The 17,225-nt window shown below is 69.8% G+C and carries 18 protein-coding genes and 1 pseudogene; 9 read left to right on the top strand and 10 right to left on the bottom strand.

Annotation, left to right across the window (positions count from 1 at the left end; all coding sequences use genetic code 11):
- Positions 1 to 42 precede the first annotated feature (42 nt).
- Positions 43 to 492, bottom strand: coding sequence for a GNAT family N-acetyltransferase (locus tag ACYVF7_RS57295; RefSeq protein WP_460356830.1), 450 nt, complete (start codon positions 490 to 492; stop codon positions 43 to 45).
- Positions 493 to 581: 89 nt separating this feature from the next.
- On the opposite strand from ACYVF7_RS57295, the gene ACYVF7_RS57290 reads away from it, so the two are divergent.
- The 4 genes from ACYVF7_RS57290 (at position 582) to ACYVF7_RS57275 (ending at position 2,749) form a co-directional block, all read left to right on the top strand.
- On the top strand, positions 582 to 818 hold the full coding sequence (locus ACYVF7_RS57290) for a hypothetical protein (RefSeq protein ID WP_460356828.1): 237 nt from the start codon (positions 582 to 584) through the stop codon (positions 816 to 818).
- Positions 818 to 1,075, top strand: a complete 258-nt coding sequence (locus ACYVF7_RS57285) for a WhiB family transcriptional regulator (RefSeq protein ID WP_433179453.1) — start codon at positions 818 to 820, stop codon at positions 1,073 to 1,075. Before ACYVF7_RS57290 ends, ACYVF7_RS57285 begins: the two co-directional genes overlap by 1 nt.
- Before the next feature lie 151 nt (positions 1,076 to 1,226).
- Positions 1,227 to 1,826: a rhomboid family intramembrane serine protease gene (locus ACYVF7_RS57280; protein WP_460356825.1), complete on the top strand. Its 600-nt coding sequence runs from the start codon at positions 1,227 to 1,229 to the stop codon at positions 1,824 to 1,826.
- A gap of 50 nt (positions 1,827 to 1,876) precedes the next feature.
- Entirely contained in the window at positions 1,877 to 2,749 is an 873-nt protein-coding gene (locus ACYVF7_RS57275; RefSeq protein ID WP_460356822.1) for a maleylpyruvate isomerase family mycothiol-dependent enzyme, read from the top strand.
- Between the two features lie 14 nt (positions 2,750 to 2,763).
- On the opposite strand, the gene ACYVF7_RS57270 is transcribed toward ACYVF7_RS57275, so the two are convergent.
- The 4 genes from ACYVF7_RS57270 to ACYVF7_RS57255 all read right to left on the bottom strand — a co-directional run bounded on the left by ACYVF7_RS57270 (position 2,764) and on the right by ACYVF7_RS57255 (position 7,206).
- Positions 2,764 to 3,729: an SDR family oxidoreductase gene (locus tag ACYVF7_RS57270; RefSeq protein ID WP_460356819.1), complete on the bottom strand. Its 966-nt coding sequence runs from the start codon at positions 3,727 to 3,729 to the stop codon at positions 2,764 to 2,766.
- Positions 3,730 to 3,752: 23 nt separating this feature from the next.
- Positions 3,753 to 5,240 (bottom strand): hypothetical protein, encoded by a 1,488-nt coding sequence (locus ACYVF7_RS57265; RefSeq protein WP_460356816.1) that lies wholly within the window; start codon positions 5,238 to 5,240, stop codon positions 3,753 to 3,755.
- Between the two features lie 96 nt (positions 5,241 to 5,336).
- Positions 5,337 to 5,519, bottom strand: a complete 183-nt coding sequence (locus tag ACYVF7_RS57260; protein WP_460356813.1) for a hypothetical protein — start codon at positions 5,517 to 5,519, stop codon at positions 5,337 to 5,339.
- Between the two features lie 28 nt (positions 5,520 to 5,547).
- Positions 5,548 to 7,206 (bottom strand): APC family permease, encoded by a 1,659-nt coding sequence (locus ACYVF7_RS57255; RefSeq protein WP_460356811.1) that lies wholly within the window; start codon positions 7,204 to 7,206, stop codon positions 5,548 to 5,550.
- A 260-nt stretch (positions 7,207 to 7,466) separates the two neighbouring features.
- Here ACYVF7_RS57255 and ACYVF7_RS57250 point away from each other — a divergent pair, with 260 nt between their 5' ends.
- The 3 genes from ACYVF7_RS57250 to ACYVF7_RS57240 all read left to right on the top strand — a co-directional run bounded on the left by ACYVF7_RS57250 (position 7,467) and on the right by ACYVF7_RS57240 (position 10,661).
- On the top strand, positions 7,467 to 9,299 hold the full coding sequence (locus ACYVF7_RS57250; RefSeq protein WP_460356809.1) for an acyl-CoA dehydrogenase: 1,833 nt from the start codon (positions 7,467 to 7,469) through the stop codon (positions 9,297 to 9,299).
- Between the two features lie 8 nt (positions 9,300 to 9,307).
- Positions 9,308 to 10,135: a hypothetical protein gene (locus ACYVF7_RS57245; protein WP_460356806.1), complete on the top strand. Its 828-nt coding sequence runs from the start codon at positions 9,308 to 9,310 to the stop codon at positions 10,133 to 10,135.
- 292 nt (positions 10,136 to 10,427) lie between these two features.
- Entirely contained in the window at positions 10,428 to 10,661 is a 234-nt protein-coding gene (locus ACYVF7_RS57240; protein ID WP_460356804.1) for a DUF6458 family protein, read from the top strand.
- Between the two features lie 28 nt (positions 10,662 to 10,689).
- Here ACYVF7_RS57240 and ACYVF7_RS57235 read toward each other — a convergent pair whose 3' ends face one another.
- Both ACYVF7_RS57235 and ACYVF7_RS57230 read right to left on the bottom strand, forming a co-directional pair.
- Positions 10,690 to 11,400, bottom strand: a complete 711-nt coding sequence (locus tag ACYVF7_RS57235; RefSeq protein WP_460356802.1) for a LysR family substrate-binding domain-containing protein — start codon at positions 11,398 to 11,400, stop codon at positions 10,690 to 10,692.
- A gap of 118 nt (positions 11,401 to 11,518) precedes the next feature.
- A pseudogene (locus tag ACYVF7_RS57230) lies at positions 11,519 to 11,644 on the bottom strand (LysR family transcriptional regulator); the annotation flags it as partial.
- 50 nt (positions 11,645 to 11,694) lie between these two features.
- On the opposite strand from ACYVF7_RS57230, the gene ACYVF7_RS57225 reads away from it, so the two are divergent.
- Both ACYVF7_RS57225 and ACYVF7_RS57220 read left to right on the top strand, forming a co-directional pair.
- The gene (locus tag ACYVF7_RS57225) at positions 11,695 to 12,582 is read left to right on the top strand and encodes a serine hydrolase (protein WP_460356800.1); all 888 of its coding nucleotides are present in this window, start codon (positions 11,695 to 11,697) and stop codon (positions 12,580 to 12,582) included.
- A gap of 147 nt (positions 12,583 to 12,729) precedes the next feature.
- Positions 12,730 to 13,722 carry an MBL fold metallo-hydrolase gene (locus tag ACYVF7_RS57220; protein WP_460356798.1) on the top strand — a complete coding sequence of 331 codons (993 nt, stop codon included), beginning with the start codon at positions 12,730 to 12,732 and terminating at the stop codon, positions 13,720 to 13,722.
- A gap of 52 nt (positions 13,723 to 13,774) precedes the next feature.
- Here the strand turns inward: ACYVF7_RS57220 and ACYVF7_RS57215 are convergent, their stop codons facing one another.
- The 3 genes from ACYVF7_RS57215 to ACYVF7_RS57205 all read right to left on the bottom strand — a co-directional run bounded on the left by ACYVF7_RS57215 (position 13,775) and on the right by ACYVF7_RS57205 (position 17,176).
- Positions 13,775 to 14,785 carry an alpha/beta fold hydrolase gene (locus ACYVF7_RS57215; protein ID WP_460356796.1) on the bottom strand — a complete coding sequence of 337 codons (1,011 nt, stop codon included), beginning with the start codon at positions 14,783 to 14,785 and terminating at the stop codon, positions 13,775 to 13,777.
- Positions 14,775 to 16,115 carry an amidase gene (locus ACYVF7_RS57210; protein WP_460356793.1) on the bottom strand — a complete coding sequence of 447 codons (1,341 nt, stop codon included), beginning with the start codon at positions 16,113 to 16,115 and terminating at the stop codon, positions 14,775 to 14,777. Before ACYVF7_RS57210 ends, ACYVF7_RS57215 begins: the two co-directional genes overlap by 11 nt.
- A gap of 152 nt (positions 16,116 to 16,267) precedes the next feature.
- Positions 16,268 to 17,176, bottom strand: coding sequence for a nitrilase family protein (locus ACYVF7_RS57205; protein ID WP_460356789.1), 909 nt, complete (start codon positions 17,174 to 17,176; stop codon positions 16,268 to 16,270).
- Positions 17,177 to 17,225: the final 49 nt, after the last annotated feature.

Raw genomic sequence — 17,225 nt, 5'->3', positions numbered from 1 at the left:
CGTGCGTGATCCCACTCAGGACGCGCGGTCGTCGACCGCGGTTTACAGGGGCAGCTTCATGCCCTCGTGGGTCGCTTCGAATCCTAGGGACTCATAGAAGCGGATGGCGTCACCGCGCCGCTTGTCGGAGGTCAGCTGGACGAGTCCGCAGCCGCGCCGCCGGGCCTCGCCGATCGCCCACTCGATCAGCTGGTGGCCGAGGCCACGGCCCCGGTGGGCGCTGCCGACGCGGACCGCCTCGATCTGGGCGCGTTCGGTGCCCTTTCTGCTGAGCCCCGGGATGAACGTGAGCTGCAGGGTGCCGGCGACCTCGCCGTCGATGTCGGCCACGATCAGGTGGTTGCGCGGGTCGGCGTCGATGGCGGCGAAGGCCGTCCAGTAGGCGTCGATGTCGCCCTCGCGGCCGGCGCCGATCGCGTCGTCGGCGAGGAGCGCCACGATCGCGGGGACGTCGTCCTTGGTGGCGGTACGGAAGGTCACGTCAGAGGTCACGGACGAGATTTTAGTGAGAATTGACACGACTACTCGTAGTACTACAGTTGGTAGTACTACGATTCGTCATAGCGCGCTCAGGAGGCGGCGTGACCGCACCCCCGATGACGGATGCTCCCAGCCGGCTCCTGGACCGCCACTGTCAGGAGCTGGTCGCGAACGAACTCGCCCGGCTCGCCCGCCGCGTTCCCTCGCTCGCGGACGAGCACCTCGGGGTCGTGGAGACCTCGCTCCAGCAGATCATCGATCGGCTGCTGCCGGTCCGGAGACGCGCCGAGACGCGCCCCGAGACCCTCGCGGCCTTGTTCGACCTGGAGGCATCGTAATGATCGAGCACTGGACGGACCTCGCGGCGTGCCAGGGTGTCGACCCCGAGCTCTTCTTCCCCGTGAGCGCGAGCGGGCCGGCGCTGGACCAGGTGTCCGACGCCAAGCGCGTGTGCGCGAGCTGCCCCGTGGTGTCCGACTGCCTGGCCTGGGCCCTCCGCGCCGGCGAGTCGGTCGGAGTCTGGGGCGGTACGACCCCCGACGAGCGCCGCTACCTGCGCCTGAAGCCGCTCCCCGCCGCACCCGCCTGGCACTGAGCCACCCGCGCCCGCCTGGCGCCGAGCCACGCAACCGACGCCGCCCGACGGCGCGCTGAGCCGCGCCGCCCGGCGGCACCCGTCCGGAACGGAGCCGGAGAGCGCTCCCATCCTTATTCCACGCCGACGGACCACGACGTACCTTTGCGCTATGGCGGACCTCCCCACCACCGTGCGCTCCCCCGAGGGCGGAATCGTTCACCACGCCTCCCGGGCACTCGGCGCGGTGTTCATCACCGTGGCGCTGCTCGGTGCCTGCTGGGCGGTGGAGGTGGCCAACTACGGCGGCGACCTCACCAGGCAGTACGGCATCCAGCCGCACAACGTGCACGCGCTGTGGCACATCTTCACGGCGCCGTTCCTGCACGCCAACCTCGACCACATCGTGGCCAACTCGGTGCCACTGGCGATCTTCGGGTTCCTGACGGCGCTGCGCGGCCTGGGCCGCTTCATCGCCGTCAGCGTGATCACCATCGTGGTGAGCGGGCTGGGCGTGTGGTTCCTGTCCCCCTCGAACGTCGTGACCGTCGGCGCGAGCGGGCTGATCTTCGGCTACTTCGGCTACCTGCTGGCCCGCGGCTTCTTCGAACGCCGGGTGCTGGACATCCTCCTCGGCGTCGCCATCGCCCTGGTGTACGGCACGATGATCTTCGGTGTGCTGCCCGGACAACCGGGCATCTCCTGGCAGGCCCACCTGTTCGGACTGATCGGCGGCGTCGTCGCCGCCCGCCTGACCAGGCAGCGCGCCTGAGCCGGTGCCAACCGATCGTTGAGCACGGTTGCACCGCCTGAGAGGACACGATGACCGACACCTCCTGGTTGGGACCGCCCATCGACGTCCGGCCCGTACTCGCCGAGCAGCAGGTCGCATTCATCGACCTGCTGCGCCGACTCGACGCCGACGAGTGGGCCAAGCCGACGATCTGCCCCGGATGGAGCGTCAAAGATGTCGCCGCGCACGTGCTCGGCGACCACATCGGGCGCCTGTCCATCCACCGCGACGGCTTCCACGTGCTGCATCCGCGCGACGGCGAGGCGTTCCCCGCCTTCCTCGATCGGATCAACGACGAGTGGGTGACCGCGGCCCGTCGTATCAGCCCGCCGATGCTCATCGAGCTCCTGTCGGCCTTCGGGAACCAGATCGTGGAGTTCTGGCAGACCGTCGACCTGGACGCCCTCGGTGGCCCGGTGCGCTGGGCCGGTCGCGGCCCGCATCCCTACTGGCTGGACGTCGCACGCGAATACACCGAGTACTGGACCCACCAGCAGCAGATCTGCGACGCCACCGGCCGGAGCGGACTCACCGACCCGCACTACCTCGGCCCCGTCATCGACACCTTCATGCGGGGCCTGCCGCACACGCTGTGCGACGTGACCGCCCCGCAAGCCGCCACCCTCCAGGTGAACGTGACTGGACCCGGCGGCGGAGACTGGATCTGCACCCGCGGCCCCGACCGCTGGCGGCTGCACCATCAACCGCACCCCCAGCCCACCGCGCGACTCGAGCTCGACGCCGATACCACTTGGCGTCTGTGCACCCGCGGCATCACTCCCGAGCAGGCGGCCGAGCACGCCCGCGTCGACGGTGACCCGCACCTCGCAACAGCGGCACTCCAGATCGTGTCGATCATCTGGGCGCCACAAAACCCGAGGCACTCGGAGAGTTCCGAGTAGACGCGGACGGCGGGTCAGCCGCGCACGCTGACGTCGGTGACGGTCGCGTCGCGCGGGGTCATCAGCGCGTTCACGATGACCGTGGCGACCGTCCGGGCCGAGATGTACGCCGCCGGGTCGTACTCGCCGCCCTCCTGGGCGCGGGTCTTGCGCTGCATCTCGCTCGCCGTACGCCCCGGGTACACCGACGTCACCCGGATCTCCGGCTCCTCCGCCCGCAGCGAGTCGGCCAGGGCCTTCAGCGCGTGCTTGCTCGCCGCGTACGCGCTCCAGCCGGGATTGGCGCGCAGCCCCGCCCCGGAGTTGACGAAGACGACGTGGCCACGGGCGGCGCGCAGTGCCGGCAGCAGGAGTCGCGTCAGCTCGGCGGGGGCCGCGGCGTTGACCAGCAGTTGCTCGATCCACGCGTCGGGCTGCGTCTCGGCGACGGTGCCCAGCTCGACCGCGCCCGCGCTGTGGACCAGACCGTCCAGCGGCGGCACGTCGACGTCCGCGAGCGACGCCTCCAGCCTGAGGGGCTCCGACAGGTCGAGCGCGATCGTACGGACGCGGCCGTCGGCCTTCGGGACGGCCTGCGAGGCCGTCACCGGGTCGGACCCGTTGGCGGTGAGCGGGGCGGTCGCCGGGTCGGATCCCGCTGCGGAGAGTGGGCCGCTCGTCGGGTCGGGCCCGGCCGCGGTACGCGGGTCGGACCCCGCCGCGCCGAATGGGCCGGTCGCCGGTTCAGGTCCCGCTGCGGTGAGCGGGCCGGTCGCCGGGTCGGGCCCCGCCGCGATGATCGGGCCGGTCGTCGGTTCGGGCCCGGTCGCGGTGCCCGGCGCCGTCGTCGGTCCGGACTCGGCGGTGAGCCGTGCGGCGGTCTCGGCCAGCCGCTCGGTCGACCGTCCGACGAGGATCAGCGAGTGGCCGGCGCCGTACAGCAGATCGGCGACCGCCCCGCCGATGCCGCCCGTGGCCCCGGTGATCAGGTACGTTCCCACAGGTCCCATTGTCCCCCAGGTGCTCAGGAAGGACGCAGCACCCGGGCGACGCCGGAGATCAGCGCGGTGGCGAGGATCCAGCCCGTGCCGGTGAGGGTCCAGGCCAGCCAGCGGGACCAGTCGATCGGGTCCCACGCGCTGCGCTGCCCGAACGTCTCGATGGGCAGCATCAGGTCGAGGGTGTAGATCAGCGCGTGGAAGCGCGGTCGCTCGTCCGGCTGCTTGATCGTATGCGGGTGGTCGACGCTGAAGACCACGGTGCCGACGGCGACGAGCACGATCAGCCACACCGCGGCGATCCAGGGCCGGTAGCCGTACCCGACCGTCCAGTCGAGCAGGACGCCCCAGGCCCGGCTGATCCGGCCGAGCTGCCGTCGCCGGGCCCGCTGCTTGGCCAGCTGGCACTTGCGGGCGAGGTCGTCCCGGCCGATCCGGCGCAGCCAGGCGGCGAGCTGCTCGTACGGCTGCGGCCGGAACCCATGCGGGTCGCGGGAGATCCAGTCGAGCCGCTGGCCCTCCTCGGGTTCGCCGCGCAGCGTCTCGTACACGAGCCCGTTGAGCCGCAACAGCTCCGGCCAGACCTCGGGCCGGTCCAGGATCACGTCGATGCGCGAGTACCCGAGCGTGACCTCTCCTTGGATCGGCTCGCGGGGGATGAGGATCAGTTCCTTGACGTTGGCGTGGCTGAGGTGGAGGGCGCGCCGGCCGGGCGCGCGGATCGCGCCCTGGTCGAACGAGAGCGTGCCGTCGATCCGCGCGCCGCGCAGGCGCATCGGGCCTTCGGCGGTGAAGCCCGCGCTGCACTCCATTCGGTCCTGGACGATCATGTTGTCGCCGTCGAGGACGCAGTCCGGGTCGCGCAGCGTCGTCCCGTACAGGAAGAATCCGCCGGTCATGCGAGCGCCGGTGAGGCGCATCCTGCCGGTGATGTCCGAGTTGCGGATGAACGCGCCCGCGTCGATCGTGAGGCCGCCGGCGGACAGGGCATGGCCGCCGGGGTTGTGCAGCCGCACGTCGTTCATGCGGAAGCCGCCGGACAGGGATGCGCGCATCAGCCGCACCTCGCCGTCGATGAGCGACTCGGACAGGCTCAGGTAGCCCTCCGTCCGCAGTCCGCCGCCGTCGAAGCCGGGCAGTCGGCAGCCGTTGAGGCGCATCTGCCGGGCGCGCGCGTTGGAGAAGTCCGGTGCCTCGTCGAGGACGCAGCGTTCCAGCCGGAGCTCGCAGCCGACCTCGCCGCCGGAGACGTTCAGCATCCCGGTGATGCGCGCCCCGCGGAGGCGTACGGCGGGCACGTTCCCCGGCTTCGGCTCGCACGCTCCCAGGAGAAGTGCCGAGATCACCTCGGCCCGGATCGTACGGTCCGGGGAGCCGCCGGTCGATGGCCGTTCGTCGCCCAGCGAGACGAGAGCCCCCGTCGGATAGGCGTCCCAGAGCCGCTGCTCGGCCCGGGTCAGGCGAGGGCGGCGGCCGCCCAGCCAGGCGGCGACGGAAGCGAGGGAATCGGGCACAGACCGTCATCGTAGGCGTTTTCGATCACCGCTATTGCGGCGAATGTTACGTACGACACGGATGCGGTCCAATCGGGCGAAGTGCGGGGCCGCGCGTCAGTCCTCGAGCGCGTCGAGGACGAGCCAGGCCCGGTCGGGTTCGTCGTCGCCGCCGGGCCAGGATTCGGCCAGGCCCCGTACGAGGTCGCGGTGCCGGTCGATCAGGTGGTCGCAGGTGAGGCCGAGCGCGCCTTCCACCTGGATGGGCAGGACGTCGGAGTGGGCGGCGCGCAGGAGCACGGCGGTGACCTTCGGATTTCCGGGCCGGTCAGGCCGCGCGCGCCGTCGGCTCCACCGCTACCTCGAAGTCGTCCCGCGCGACGTGTTCCTGGACGCGCTCGGACGGCAGGGCCGTCACCAGCGCGAAGTAGTAGATCACCAGCGCGAAGGCCGCGACGACCAGGAAGTCCCACCCGAAGGGCAGCACCTCGTGCGACCTGAACAGGCCGCCCTCGCCGGGGAACGCGCCGTAGTAGGAGATGATCCCCATGCCGACGAGGTACGGCCAGATCCAGACCGAGTGCCGCATCTCCAGGTTGGGTCGTTCCGCCGGCGGCCGGCTGTAGTACGAGATGGCCAGCAGCACGAAGCCGGCGACCACGGCGACGAGCAGCCGCCACACCGTCTGCCAGCTCGCCCAGTAGAGCAGCAGCGAGGCGAAGACGAAGCCGAGCGGGTTCAGGACCGACGCGGCCGGCAGCCGGAACGGCCGGTCCCGGTACGGGTCGGCCCGGCGCAGGTGCGCCATGGCCAGTGGGGTCGCGGTGTACATCAGCACGGCCGCCGAGGTGATGAACGAGACCAGCGTCTCCCAGCCCGGGAACGGCAGGAAGAGGATCACCCCCATGATCCAGCCGAAGACGATGCCGTAGATGGGCACGCCGCGGGTGTTCACGAAGGCGAACCGGTCGGGGATGTACCGCTCGCGGCCCATGCCGTACAGCAGACGCGCCTGGGTGCCGGTGTAGATGAGCCCGGTGCCGGTCGGTGAGATGAACGCGTCGGCGTACAGCAGGACGACGAGCCAGGTCAGGCCGAGCACGGTGGCCAGACCCGCGTACGGGCCGATGTCGTGGGTGAAGCTGAGGTTCGGCCAGCCGTGTGCGATGTCCCCCGGGTGGAGGGCGCCGAGGAACGCCACCTGCAGCAGCGTGTAGATGGCGATGCCGATGAGCGTCGAGTAGATGACGGCGCGCCACACGTCACGGCGTGGATTGCGCGCCTCGCCGGCCATCTCGACGGCCGACTCGAAGCCGAGCTCGGCGAAGATCACCCCCAGCGGCAGGGCGAGGAACAGGCCCTTGATGCCGTTGGTCGAGCTGGGGAAGAAGCCGCCCTGCGCGGTGAAGTTCGCCGGGTGGAGGAAGAACAGGAAGGTGACGACGGTGAGCAGCGGGATGGCGATCTTCCACCAGACGGAGTAGGTGTTCGCCGTCGCGAAGACCTTGACCCCGAACGCGTTGATGATCGTGAACATCAGCATCAGGAGGGCGGCGACGATGTAGCCGGCCGGGAAGGTGACGACCGCCGTGCCGTGCACCTTGTGGGTGAGCCAGTGCAGGGGCTCGATGGCGGAGGCGTACGTCAGTGACGCCTGCACCTCGATCGGCGCGATGGCCATCGAGTAGATCCAGCTCGCCCAGCCGATGGTGAAGCCGCCGAAGCCGCCGAAGGCGTAGTGCGAGAACCGTACGGTCGCACCCGCCATCGGGTACATGCCGCCGAGCTCGGCGTGGATGAGCGCGAGCGTCAGCAGCATGACGCCGGCCAGTGGCCAGGCGAGCACGGCGGCCGGTCCTGCGTGCTTGGCGGCGTTCATCGCGCCGAAGAGCCAGCCCGATCCGATGATCGAGCCGAGGGAGAAGAAGGTCAGGCCGATGAGGCCGACCTCGCGCCGGAGCCTTCCGGCGTGCGCTTCCGTGACCATGGGCTCCTCCTTCCGGCCCGTGAGGTCGCGGAGGGGGCGGGACCACGGCGGATGAGGCCGCTGTCCTGTCCGACGATCACCCGGGTATCCGAGCCGCCGTCACTTGGAGACATCCCGCAGTTGCCACCGCCCGTTCCTATAGAAACGGCCATTTTTCGGGACAGAGTTTGTCTGTCCGGCTACTGGCGGGTAACATCATCGTGTTACTGACTGGTACGTAACCGGGTGCGACCCGCCCGCCCGAGAGCAACGGGGTGTTCATGGGGCACTACAAGAGCAACCTGCGTGACATCGAGTTCAACCTCTTCGAGGTGCTCGGCCGTCAGGAGGTCCTGGGAACCGGACCGTTCGGCGAGGTCGACGAGGCCACCGCGCGCAGCGTCCTGGACGAGGTGAACCGCCTCGCCACCGGGGTGCTCGCGGAGTCGTTCGAGGACGCCGACCGCCACCCGCCCGTGTTCGACCCCGAGACCAACACGGTCACGATGCCCGAGAGCTTCAAGAAGTCCTTCCGGGCCCACTTCAACGAGGCCGAGTGGTGGCGCCTGGAGCTGCCGACCGAGCTCGGCGGCATGAACGCCCCCCGCAGCCTGCACTGGGCCGTCGGCGAGCTCATCCTCGGCGCGAACCCGGCCATCTGGATGTTCTCCAGCGGCCCGAGCTTCGCCTGGCTCCTGTGGAAGATCGGCACCCCGGAGCAGAAGAAGCTCGCCGAGATGGCGATCGAGAAGCACTGGGGCTCCACCATGGTGCTGACCGAGCCCGACGCGGGCTCCGACGTCGGCGCCGGCCGTGCGAAGGCGGTCCAGCAGCCCGACGGCACCTGGCACATCGAGGGCGTCAAGCGCTTCATCACCAGCGCCGAGCATGACATGGCCGACAACATCCTGCACTACGTGCTGGCCCGCCCCGAGGGCGCCGGGCCGGGCACCAAGGGCCTGTCGATGTTCATCGTGCCGAAGTACCTCGTCGACACCGAGACCGGTGAACTCCACGAGCGTAACGGCGTCTACGTCACCAACGTCGAGAAGAAGATGGGCCTGAAGGTCTCCACGACCTGCGAGCTCACCTTCGGCGAGAAGCACCCGGCCATCGGCTACCTCGTGGGCGACGTCCACGAGGGCATCAAGCAGATGTTCATGATCATCGAGCAGGCCCGCATGATGGTCGGCACGAAGGCGATCTCGACGCTGTCCACCGGCTATCTCAACGCGCTGGAGTACGCCAAGGAGCGCGTGCAGGGCGCGGACCTGACCAAGATGACGGACAAGGCCGCCCCGCGCGTCACCATCACCCACCACCCCGACGTACGCCGCCTCCTCATGCTGCAGAAGGCCTACGCCGAGGGCATGCGGGCGCTCGTCCTCTACACCGCCAGCTACCAGGACAAGGTGCAGCTCGCGGAGGCCGCCGGCGAGCCGGACAAGCTCGCCGAGAAGGTCAACGACCTGCTCCTGCCCGTCGTCAAGGGCGTCGGCTCCGAGCGGGCGTACGAGGTGCTGACCCAGTCGCTGCAGACCCTCGGCGGCTCCGGCTTCCTCCAGGACTACCCGCTCGAGCAGTACATCCGGGACGCCAAAATCGACTCGCTGTACGAGGGCACCACGGCGATCCAGGGCATGGACTTCTTCTTCCGCAAGATCCTGCGGGACAACGGCGAGGCGCTGCAGCACCTCGCCGGGCAGATCAAGGAGTTCGTCGAGAGCGACGCCGGTAACGGCCGGCTGAAGAACGAGCGCGCCCTGCTCGGCAAGGCCCTCGAGGACGCCCAGGGCATCCTCAACCCGATGATCGGCTGGGCGCTCGGCTCCATGGAGCGTCCGGAGGAGATCTACAAGGCCGGCCTCAACACGACCCGCCTCCTCATGTCCCTCGGCGACGTCGTCATCGCCTGGCTGCTCTGCCGCCAGGCCGAGGTCGCGCTGGCCAAGCTGGGCGGCGACGTCTCCGACGCCGACCGCGCCTTCTACACCGGCAAGGTCGCCGCCGCACAGTTCTTCTGCGCGACCCAGCTGCCGAAGATCGCCGCCGAGCGCGCCATAGCCGAGGCCACCACGGGCGACCTGATGGACCTCCCCGAAGAGGCCTTCTGACCCGAAGAGTGCTCACCGAGGTCCCGGCGCCGATCCCCGTCGGCGCCGGGACCTCGCACGTTTCGGGTTTCGGGGCAGGTCGTGCTTCCACGTTGAGCGGACAAACCGGCGGCAGCACGGTAGAACAGCACTCGATGGAACCTCTGACGCGAAGCGAAGAACTGCAGGTCGAATCAGTCAGGGAGTTGAGTGACAGCCCCCTCTTCGACGTGACCTGTGAACAGGAGCGCATGTCATTCCCGCTGGCCGACTTCGATCCGTTGTCCCAGCTGAAAGAAGAGTGGGAACACGTCAGGCTCAGCGCCGAACTCAAGAACTGCGCGCTGCGGTTCTGGTCGCTCTCCTGCCAGTGGTCGTGTGCGGACCCGAAGCGGGAATTCAACGGTGAGTTCTGCCTCCCGCATCTGTGCCGGGCCCTTCTCAGGGATCCCCCGCGCCACAACGACCTGGCGTCGGAGCGCGAGCGCCGGTTGATGTCCGAGCTGCGGATGATCGACTTCGCCCCTGTCAGAGCGACGGGTGAAGCGGCCTTCATTCGCATTGAGCCGCACAAGGATCAGCTGGAGATCTGGTATCAGGACCGGTACCTGTACGACGCGGAGGACAACACGCAAGGGTTTCTCAGGATGGAGCTCGATTACTGCGGTTACCTGGATACCTTGCGTCTGACGAAGGGCGCTTTCGGCTGGCAGATGCTGTTCGTCGACGCGTCCCTACGCGACCGTGAGTTCCGCTCGCATGTGGAGAGCCTGACGAACATGCTGGAGACGTTCCCCTCCGTATTCCCGCAGTACGACTACGCGCCGCTGATGAGCCGCCTGGAAGCCCGCCTCTGATTTAGACGAGTGCTCACCAGCTCCTCCAGATGCGTCCGGATCGACGCGATCGATCTGGTCAGCCAAGAGCGCGTGGGGCACCGCTACGTCTGGGACCGGATCGCGACGGTCGTCCTCGGAGCCGGCGGTCAGGCCACCTTGCCGGAGCGGGAAGCCAGAGCCGGCCGATGCGACGGAAGCCGCACGGGTTCGGCGGGGTGAGTGATCTACGGGGCCGGTAGGGTGGTGCGCCGCAGCGCACGGGTGTTTACTCGTAGTTGGGTTTTGCAGATCGGCCTGGGTCGGAGGCACGGTGGGGTTCGGCGTCAGCATCTTCCTGATCACCGTCGGTGCGATCTTCAAGTGGGCGATCAAGGCGCACATCAGCGGCATAGATCTGCCCGCCCTGGGGGTCATCTTCATGGCGGTGGGCGGTGCGTCGTTCATCCTGCAGCTCGTCCTCATGAACCGCCAGCCCAAGAACTCGGCGCGCGACGTCTTCACCGAGGATCGCGGCAACGGCAACCTGCCCTCCCGCCCGGAGTGAACTCCACGAGCGACGGACCGGGGCTCGGTCACCGTCCCGCGGTGTAGACGACCGACCACGGGCGCGACATCACAGGAGCCGCCGGTGGAAGCGGGGCGCACTCGGCGGCGATGACGTCCGCCGCGATCGAGGCGAACCTCGGTGCCGCAGGGTGGGCCGTGTCCGCGGGCCAGGCCGCTGAAACGCTCCGCAGCAGGGGACGGTTCGTGAGCGGGCGCCAGGCCACGCGTGGCTCGCGGCGGGCCAGCATCTCCTGCTCGAACGCCACGCCGTGTCCGCCGAGCACCAGTCCCAGCAGGAACTCCGGGTTGCGGGCGTGCCGGAGCCCAGACGGGGTGAAGCCGTGGTTCCGGCAGACCTCGAGCAGGTGGTCGTGCCAGCCGGGCGCCGTCGCCCGTGGGGCGAGGATGAGGCCGTGACCGGCGAGGTCGCCCAGCCCGACTTCGTGCAGCCGCGCCAGTGGCGACGTGCGCGGCAGGACCACTCCCAGCGGGATGTCGACGGCCGGGCCGAACCGTAGGTCGGCGGCCTCCACCGGATGGTGCACCAGGCCGACGTCGAGCTGTCCCGAGGCGAGCAGGCGCAGCTGCTCGGCGGTCGTCAGCTCCTGCAGGTCGACGTCGAGTTCGGGGACCTCTTCGGTGAGCCGCCGGGACAGTGCCTGCAACGACACCGCCGGTGTCTCCGGCGGGACGCCCGCGCGCAGGGTGCCGAGTGCGCCGTCGGCGGCCTTCCGCATCAGCGTGCGCAGCCGTCGCTCGCGGGCCAGCAGGTCGCGCGCCTCGTCGAGGAGCAGCGCCGGCGGTGGTCAGCTCCACCTGGCGCCGCGAACGGTCGAACAACTCGACGCCGAGCTCGCGTTCGAGCCGCTGGATCGACTGACTGAGCGGCGGCTGGGCGATGCCGATGATCTCCGCGGCCCGGCCGAAATGCAGTTCCTCGGCCGTGACGACGAAGTACCGCAGATGCCGCGCGAGATCCACGCCGACACGATAAGGCAGGCCGAAGGACCATACGGCGATAGCGTGAGCGGGTGCGGACGGAGGATCTCATCGCCCGGAAGTTCGACTCGGTCGGCGTCAGCGCCCGCCTTCACGTGGTCGACGTCGACGACGGCCGGGAGGTCGGGATCGGCGTGGACGACCAGGTCGTCATCGCGTCGGTCTTCAAGATCCTTCTCGTTCTCGAGTTCGCCCGGCAGGTCGTCGCCGGCCAGGTCGACCCAGCGGAGCGCGTGCTCGTACGGGCCGAGGACCGGCTCGGCGGCTGGGGGATGGCCGGGTGCGCCGACGACGTCGAGGCGTCGCTCCGCGACCTCGCGTACTTCGCGATGTCGATCAGCGACAACACGGCCGCCGATCTGCTCATGCGCCGGATCGGCCCGGACACTCTGCCGCTGCTGGCGGACGAGCTCGGCCTGACGCGCACGCGGGTGATCGGCGGGCCGCGCGAGCTTCTGGCGTCGGTGTTCGCCGACGTCGGCGCGCGGACGGAGGCGGAGTTCGCCGGGATCTTCCCGACTCTTCCGGAAGAGCGCGTACGGGCGCTGCGGGTCTTCGATCCGGAGCGCACCACGTCCAGCACCGCCCGGGACATCACCCGGCTGCTGCGCCTCATCTGGCGTGACGAGGCCGGTCCGGAAGCGGCGTGCGCCATGGTCCGGGAGCTGATGGGGCATCAGGTCTTCTGGACGCGGATTCCCAGTGGCTTCCCGGCGGGGGTGCGCGTCGCCGCGAAGACCGGGACCCTGCCGGGCCTGCACAACGAGGCGGGGGTCGCCGAGTATCCCGACGGCCGCCGGTACGCCATCGCGATCTTCGCGCGGACCGAGCGGCTGGACCCGCGTCGGATCGACGTCGACCTGGCGATGGGCGAGGCCGCCCGCGCCGCGGTCGACGCGTTGCGCACCTTTCGCCCATGAAATGACACTGCCGCACCGCCCTTCCGACGTCGTCCGATATCCGTTCTCCTATGAGCGACCGGTCTCGCTGATCTTGGACGTGGCCGGCGGCTCGGTGGTCGAATGCCGCCTGATCAACCGCTCGGCCCATCAAAGGGGGAGATCAGGGTGTCCGGACAGCGAGTCGACCGGCGGCGTTTCCTGCGGAGCGCGACCGTCGGTGCCACCGTCGTGGCGGGCGTGGGAGCGTACGCGGCGTCGGCGGCGGGGGAGCAGCGGGCGGCGACCGGAGAGCAGGCGGCGGCGACTCGCGTGAGCGGCGAGAGCACCGCCGTGACGTTCCGCTGGTTCGGGACGGCGGGGTGGAGGATCGACGTCGGGTCGCGGACCCTGCTCGTCGACCCGTACCTCAGCCGGTACAAGACCGGCATGTTCACCGGGTCGTTCGATCCGGCGACGAAGCTCTCGGTGGCCACCGGGACCGTCGACGAGCACGTCGGCAGGCCGGAGACGGTCCTGGTGACCCACTCGCACTGGGACCACTTCAACGACGTCCCGTACATCGCCCAGAGGACGGGCGCCCGGGTCATCGGCACGATGACGACCTACAACCTGGCGCTGGCCTCCGAGGTGCCGTCCGGGCAGCTCGGCCTGGTCAAGGGCGGCGAGGTCCTCGACTTCGGCGCCTATACCGTCGAGGTGGTCGCCTCGCTGCACAGTCGCAACAAGGCGTACTCGATCGGGCTGCCGGGCGTGCGGCTCACTCGCCCGGACAAGCCGCGGACCGTGGCGGACCTGCCCGAAGGCGACACGCTCGCCTACCAGGTGACCGTCAAGAACGGCCCCTCGGTGTTCTTCATGGGCGGTAGCGACTTCGTGGAACGCAACGTGTCCGGTCTCTCCCCGGACGTCGCGATGATCGCGATGCAGGCGAGCGGCTCGACCTACGAGTACGCCGAGCGGATCATCACGGCGCTGGGCAGACCCTCGGTCGTCGTCCCGGTCCACTGGGACAACTTCGAGACGGAGCTGACGAATCCCCCGCAGCCCGATCCGGATGTCAAGCCGCACCTCGACGCCTTCGTCGCCACGGTGCGAAAGGTCAGCCCGCGCACCAAGGTCGTACTGCCGGAGTACCTCACCCCGTACGACTTCGGCTGACCCCCGCGATGCCCCACGGCCGGATCACGCCGTGGGGCGACTCGGGGTACGGCTACTCCGTGGCGAGAAGGTCGCGGACGGCGGTGTCGATGAAGGCGGCGCCGGTCGGGTCGGCGCCTCCGCCGGTCAGATGGCCCCAGATCCCGGGGATCACCCGGACCTCGCCGCCCGGAATGTACTGCGCGGCGCGGATCTCGTCCTCGGGCGGGAAGTACAGGTCCTTCTCCGCGGGGAGGGCGAGGGTCTTCGCCGTGATGGAGCCGAGGGCGCGTTTGATGTCGCCTTCCATTCCGGGGGTGGTGGAGACATCGGCGTGCTGCCAGGTCCACAGCATCGTCAGCAGGTCGTTGGCGTCCTGGTCGATGAAGTTGGCCTCCCAGAATCCGGTCAGGAAGTCCTGCAGGGTCGCGAAGCCGAGTTCCCGGTAGGTCTCCTCCCAGTAGAAGGCCTGCGAGAAGCCCCAACCGGCGTACACCCGGGAGAACGCCCTGATCCCCGCCAGCGGTGGGGCGGCATAGCGCCCGCCTTGGTACGCGGCGTCCAGGGTGAGGGCCGCCCGCAGGCTTTCGAGGAACACGACGTTGTGCGGCGAGGTCTTCGGCGCCCCGCAGAACGGCAGTGCGCGGGCGACCATCTCGGGATGGCCGACCGCCCATTGATAGGTCTGCAGGGCGCCCATGGAGCACCCGAGGACGAGCGCGAGCCGTTCGATGCCGAAGTGCGCGGTGACCAGAGCGTGCTGGGCTCGGACGTTGTCGCGGATGGTGATCGCGGGAAAGCCGGTGGCATCGTGCGGGGTGTTGGAAGGGGAAGAGGACACGCCGTTGCCGAACAGGTTCGGCACGATGATGAAGTACTCGCGCGGGTCCAGTGCCCGGTCCTCGCCGATGAGCCATTCGTTGGAGTGGTGGTCGCCGGCGAACCAGGTGGGGAACAGGACGGCGTTGGTCTTACTGGAGTTCAGCCGGCCGTACGTCTGGTAGGCGAGCCGGGCCGGCTGCAGTGTGCCGCCGTTCTCCAGCGCGAAGCCGGGCAGTTCCAGGATCTCGTGATCAGTGGGCATGGGGTTCTCCAACGGTGAGCGCGGCCGTTTCGAAGAGCAGCTCTTCCTGGCCGGTCCGGCAGATCAGCTGTAGCCCGGTGGGCAGGCCGTCGACCGTCCCGGCCGGGATGGTGAGCGCGGGCAGGCCCAGTACGTTCCATGGGCTGGTCAGGGCGAGCAGGGCGTCGCGTACGCGCACCTGCCTGTCGTCCAGCAGGGTGTCCCGCTGGTCGATGAGCGGTGCGGTCAGCGGCACGGTCGGCAGCGCGAGGACGTCATGGTGTTCGAAGAGCGCGTCGACGGCGTCGGCGAGCCGGGGTCGTGCCCGCAGTGCCCGGACGTACTTCCAGGCGGGCACGGCGGCGGCCGATCGGAGGCGTTCGAGGACTTCGGGGTCGAACAGGTCGGGGCGCTCGGCCAGGCGGTCGGCGTGTACGGCCGCGGCCTCGCCGCTCTGGATGGCGGTGAACGCCTCACGCAGCTCTTCGGCGACTCCCGGCGGGATACGGAGCTCGTCCTTACCCACCGAGGACCCCAGCGCCGAGTGCAGGACGCGGGCGTCGACGGGGAACAGGGGGCCGGTGTCGAGCCAGGCGACGCGGGGTGCGCGGCCCTCCGGTGAGGTCCGGTCAGGGACGAGTGCCCGGTAGGCGATCCGGCAGTCCTGCGCGCTCGCGGCGAGCAGACCGACGTGGTCCAGCGTCGTGGACAGCGGGAAGACGCCGTCAGTGGGGATCACGCCGTACGCGGGCTTGAATCCCGCGATCCCGCACAGAGCCGCCGGAATCCGTACGGAGCCGCCGGTGTCCGTGCCGACGGCGAGGGGGACCATTCCCGCTGCCACGGCGGCGGCGCTTCCGCCGCTGGAGCCGCCGGTCATCCGCGCGGGATCGCGCGGGTTGCGGGAGGGGCCGTTGGCCGAGCGGTCTCCGGTGGGGCCGTAGGCGAACTCGTGGGTGGTCGTCTGGCCGACCACGATCGCGCCCGCCTCGCGGAGGAGCCGGACACAGGCCGCGTCGGTGGTGGCCACGTGGCCCGCGTAGTGCTGTGAACCCATGCTCACGGGCCGGCCCGCGACCATGATGACGTCCTTGACCGCGATCGGTATCCCGTGCAGGGGACCCCGGTCGACGCCGTCGGCGAGTTCACGGTCCGCCCGCCAGGCCGCCGCCAATGCCTCGTCGGCGGCCACGGTCACGAAGGCGTTGACGGCCAGATTGAGGCGGCTGATCGCGTTCAGCGCGTGCCGCACGAGGTCGACCGCCGTGCTCCGTCGCTGTCGCAGATCCGAGGCGAGGTCGCTGAGCGACCGGCCGGCGAAGTGGCCCGAGGCCGCCGGAGGTGTGGTCAAGGAGACTTCCTCTCAGTGAGCGAGGTCATGAGTGCCGGAGGCCGGGGAACAGGCCCAGCAGCGCGGCGAGGGCGACGACCGCACCGGCGGCGGCCCACAGTCGCGGAGCGTGCGGACGTTCGCGGATCGTCGTGGTCATCGCGGCCGCCCGATCAGCGCGGGGCCGCGGGGCTCAGCGTGTAGCCGAGCATCGGATCGTACAGGTCGGTGCGCCGGTCCCGGATCAGGTCGTTCAGCTGGTTCCAGATCGGGGCGCTGCGGGCGGAGACGACGTCGATGTCGGCGGTGAGGATGGTCTCCTCCTCGGCGCCCGCCACCCGGCCGATGGGCCAGCCGTTGGTCCCGGCGATGAGCGAACAGCCGAGGAAGCGGGCGCCACGGTCGGACCCGACCCGGTTGGCGGCGGCGATGAACACGTTGTTCACGTGCGCGGCGGTCATGGTCAGGTACGAGGCCATGCACCGGCCGCTCTCATCGAAGATCGGCGGTGGCGTCCACACCCAGTTGTTGACGCTGCAGATGATGTCCGCGCCCTGCTGGGCCAGCAGCCGGGGGACCTCGGGGAACCAGATGTCCCAGCAGATGAGCAGGCCGATCCGCCCGATCGGTGTCTCGAACACCGGGAAGCCCAGGTCACCGGGGGTGAACCACAGCTTCTCCCGGTTCCACAGATGGGCCTTGCGGTAGTGGCCCACGTATCCGTCCGGGCCGACGAGGACGGCCGTGTCGTACAGGCGCACTCCGTCGCGTTCGGCGAGGCCGCCGACCAGGTGCACGCCGTGCCGCCGGGTGAAGGACTCCCAGGTCTTGACCGTTTCGCCGTCCGGGACGTTCTCCGCGTGCTCGAAGGCCTCGGCGCGGTCGCGGAAGCTGTAGCCCGTCGTCGCCAGCTCCGGCAGGACGATCAGCGTGGCCCCGTCCTCGGCGGCCCGGGTCGCCAGGGCGAGCGCCCGTTCGGAGTTGGCGCCGCGGTTCTCCGGGCCGACCTGCGGGTCGAACTGGAGCACGGCGACACGCGCCGGGCCAGCGGCCGGCTCGTGCGGAGAGGTGGTCGTCGTCATCGTGGGCTCCCTTCTCGTTGCCCAAACGTTTGGGCCAAACGTTTGGGTT

It is taken from the genome of Actinoallomurus acanthiterrae (genome assembly GCF_054775715.1).
Note: the sequence above shows the minus strand (reverse complement) of the source record. Positions and strands in the feature narration are given on the sequence as shown.

Coding starts and splice junctions, on each gene's coding strand:
- ACYVF7_RS57275 (WP_460356822.1), top strand. CDS start 1,877: ATGACCGACACCTCCTGGTTGGGACCGCCCATCGACGTCCGGCCCGTA.
- ACYVF7_RS57285 (WP_433179453.1), top strand. CDS start 818: ATGATCGAGCACTGGACGGACCTCGCGGCGTGCCAGGGTGTCGACCCC.
- ACYVF7_RS57215 (WP_460356796.1), bottom strand. CDS start 14,785: ATGCCCACTGATCACGAGATCCTGGAACTGCCCGGCTTCGCGCTGGAG.
- ACYVF7_RS57250 (WP_460356809.1), top strand. CDS start 7,467: ATGGGGCACTACAAGAGCAACCTGCGTGACATCGAGTTCAACCTCTTC.
- ACYVF7_RS57280 (WP_460356825.1), top strand. CDS start 1,227: ATGGCGGACCTCCCCACCACCGTGCGCTCCCCCGAGGGCGGAATCGTT.
- ACYVF7_RS57255 (WP_460356811.1), bottom strand. CDS start 7,206: ATGGTCACGGAAGCGCACGCCGGAAGGCTCCGGCGCGAGGTCGGCCTC.
- ACYVF7_RS57235 (WP_460356802.1), bottom strand. CDS start 11,400: ATGCGGAAGGCCGCCGACGGCGCACTCGGCACCCTGCGCGCGGGCGTC.
- ACYVF7_RS57205 (WP_460356789.1), bottom strand. CDS start 17,176: ATGACGACGACCACCTCTCCGCACGAGCCGGCCGCTGGCCCGGCGCGT.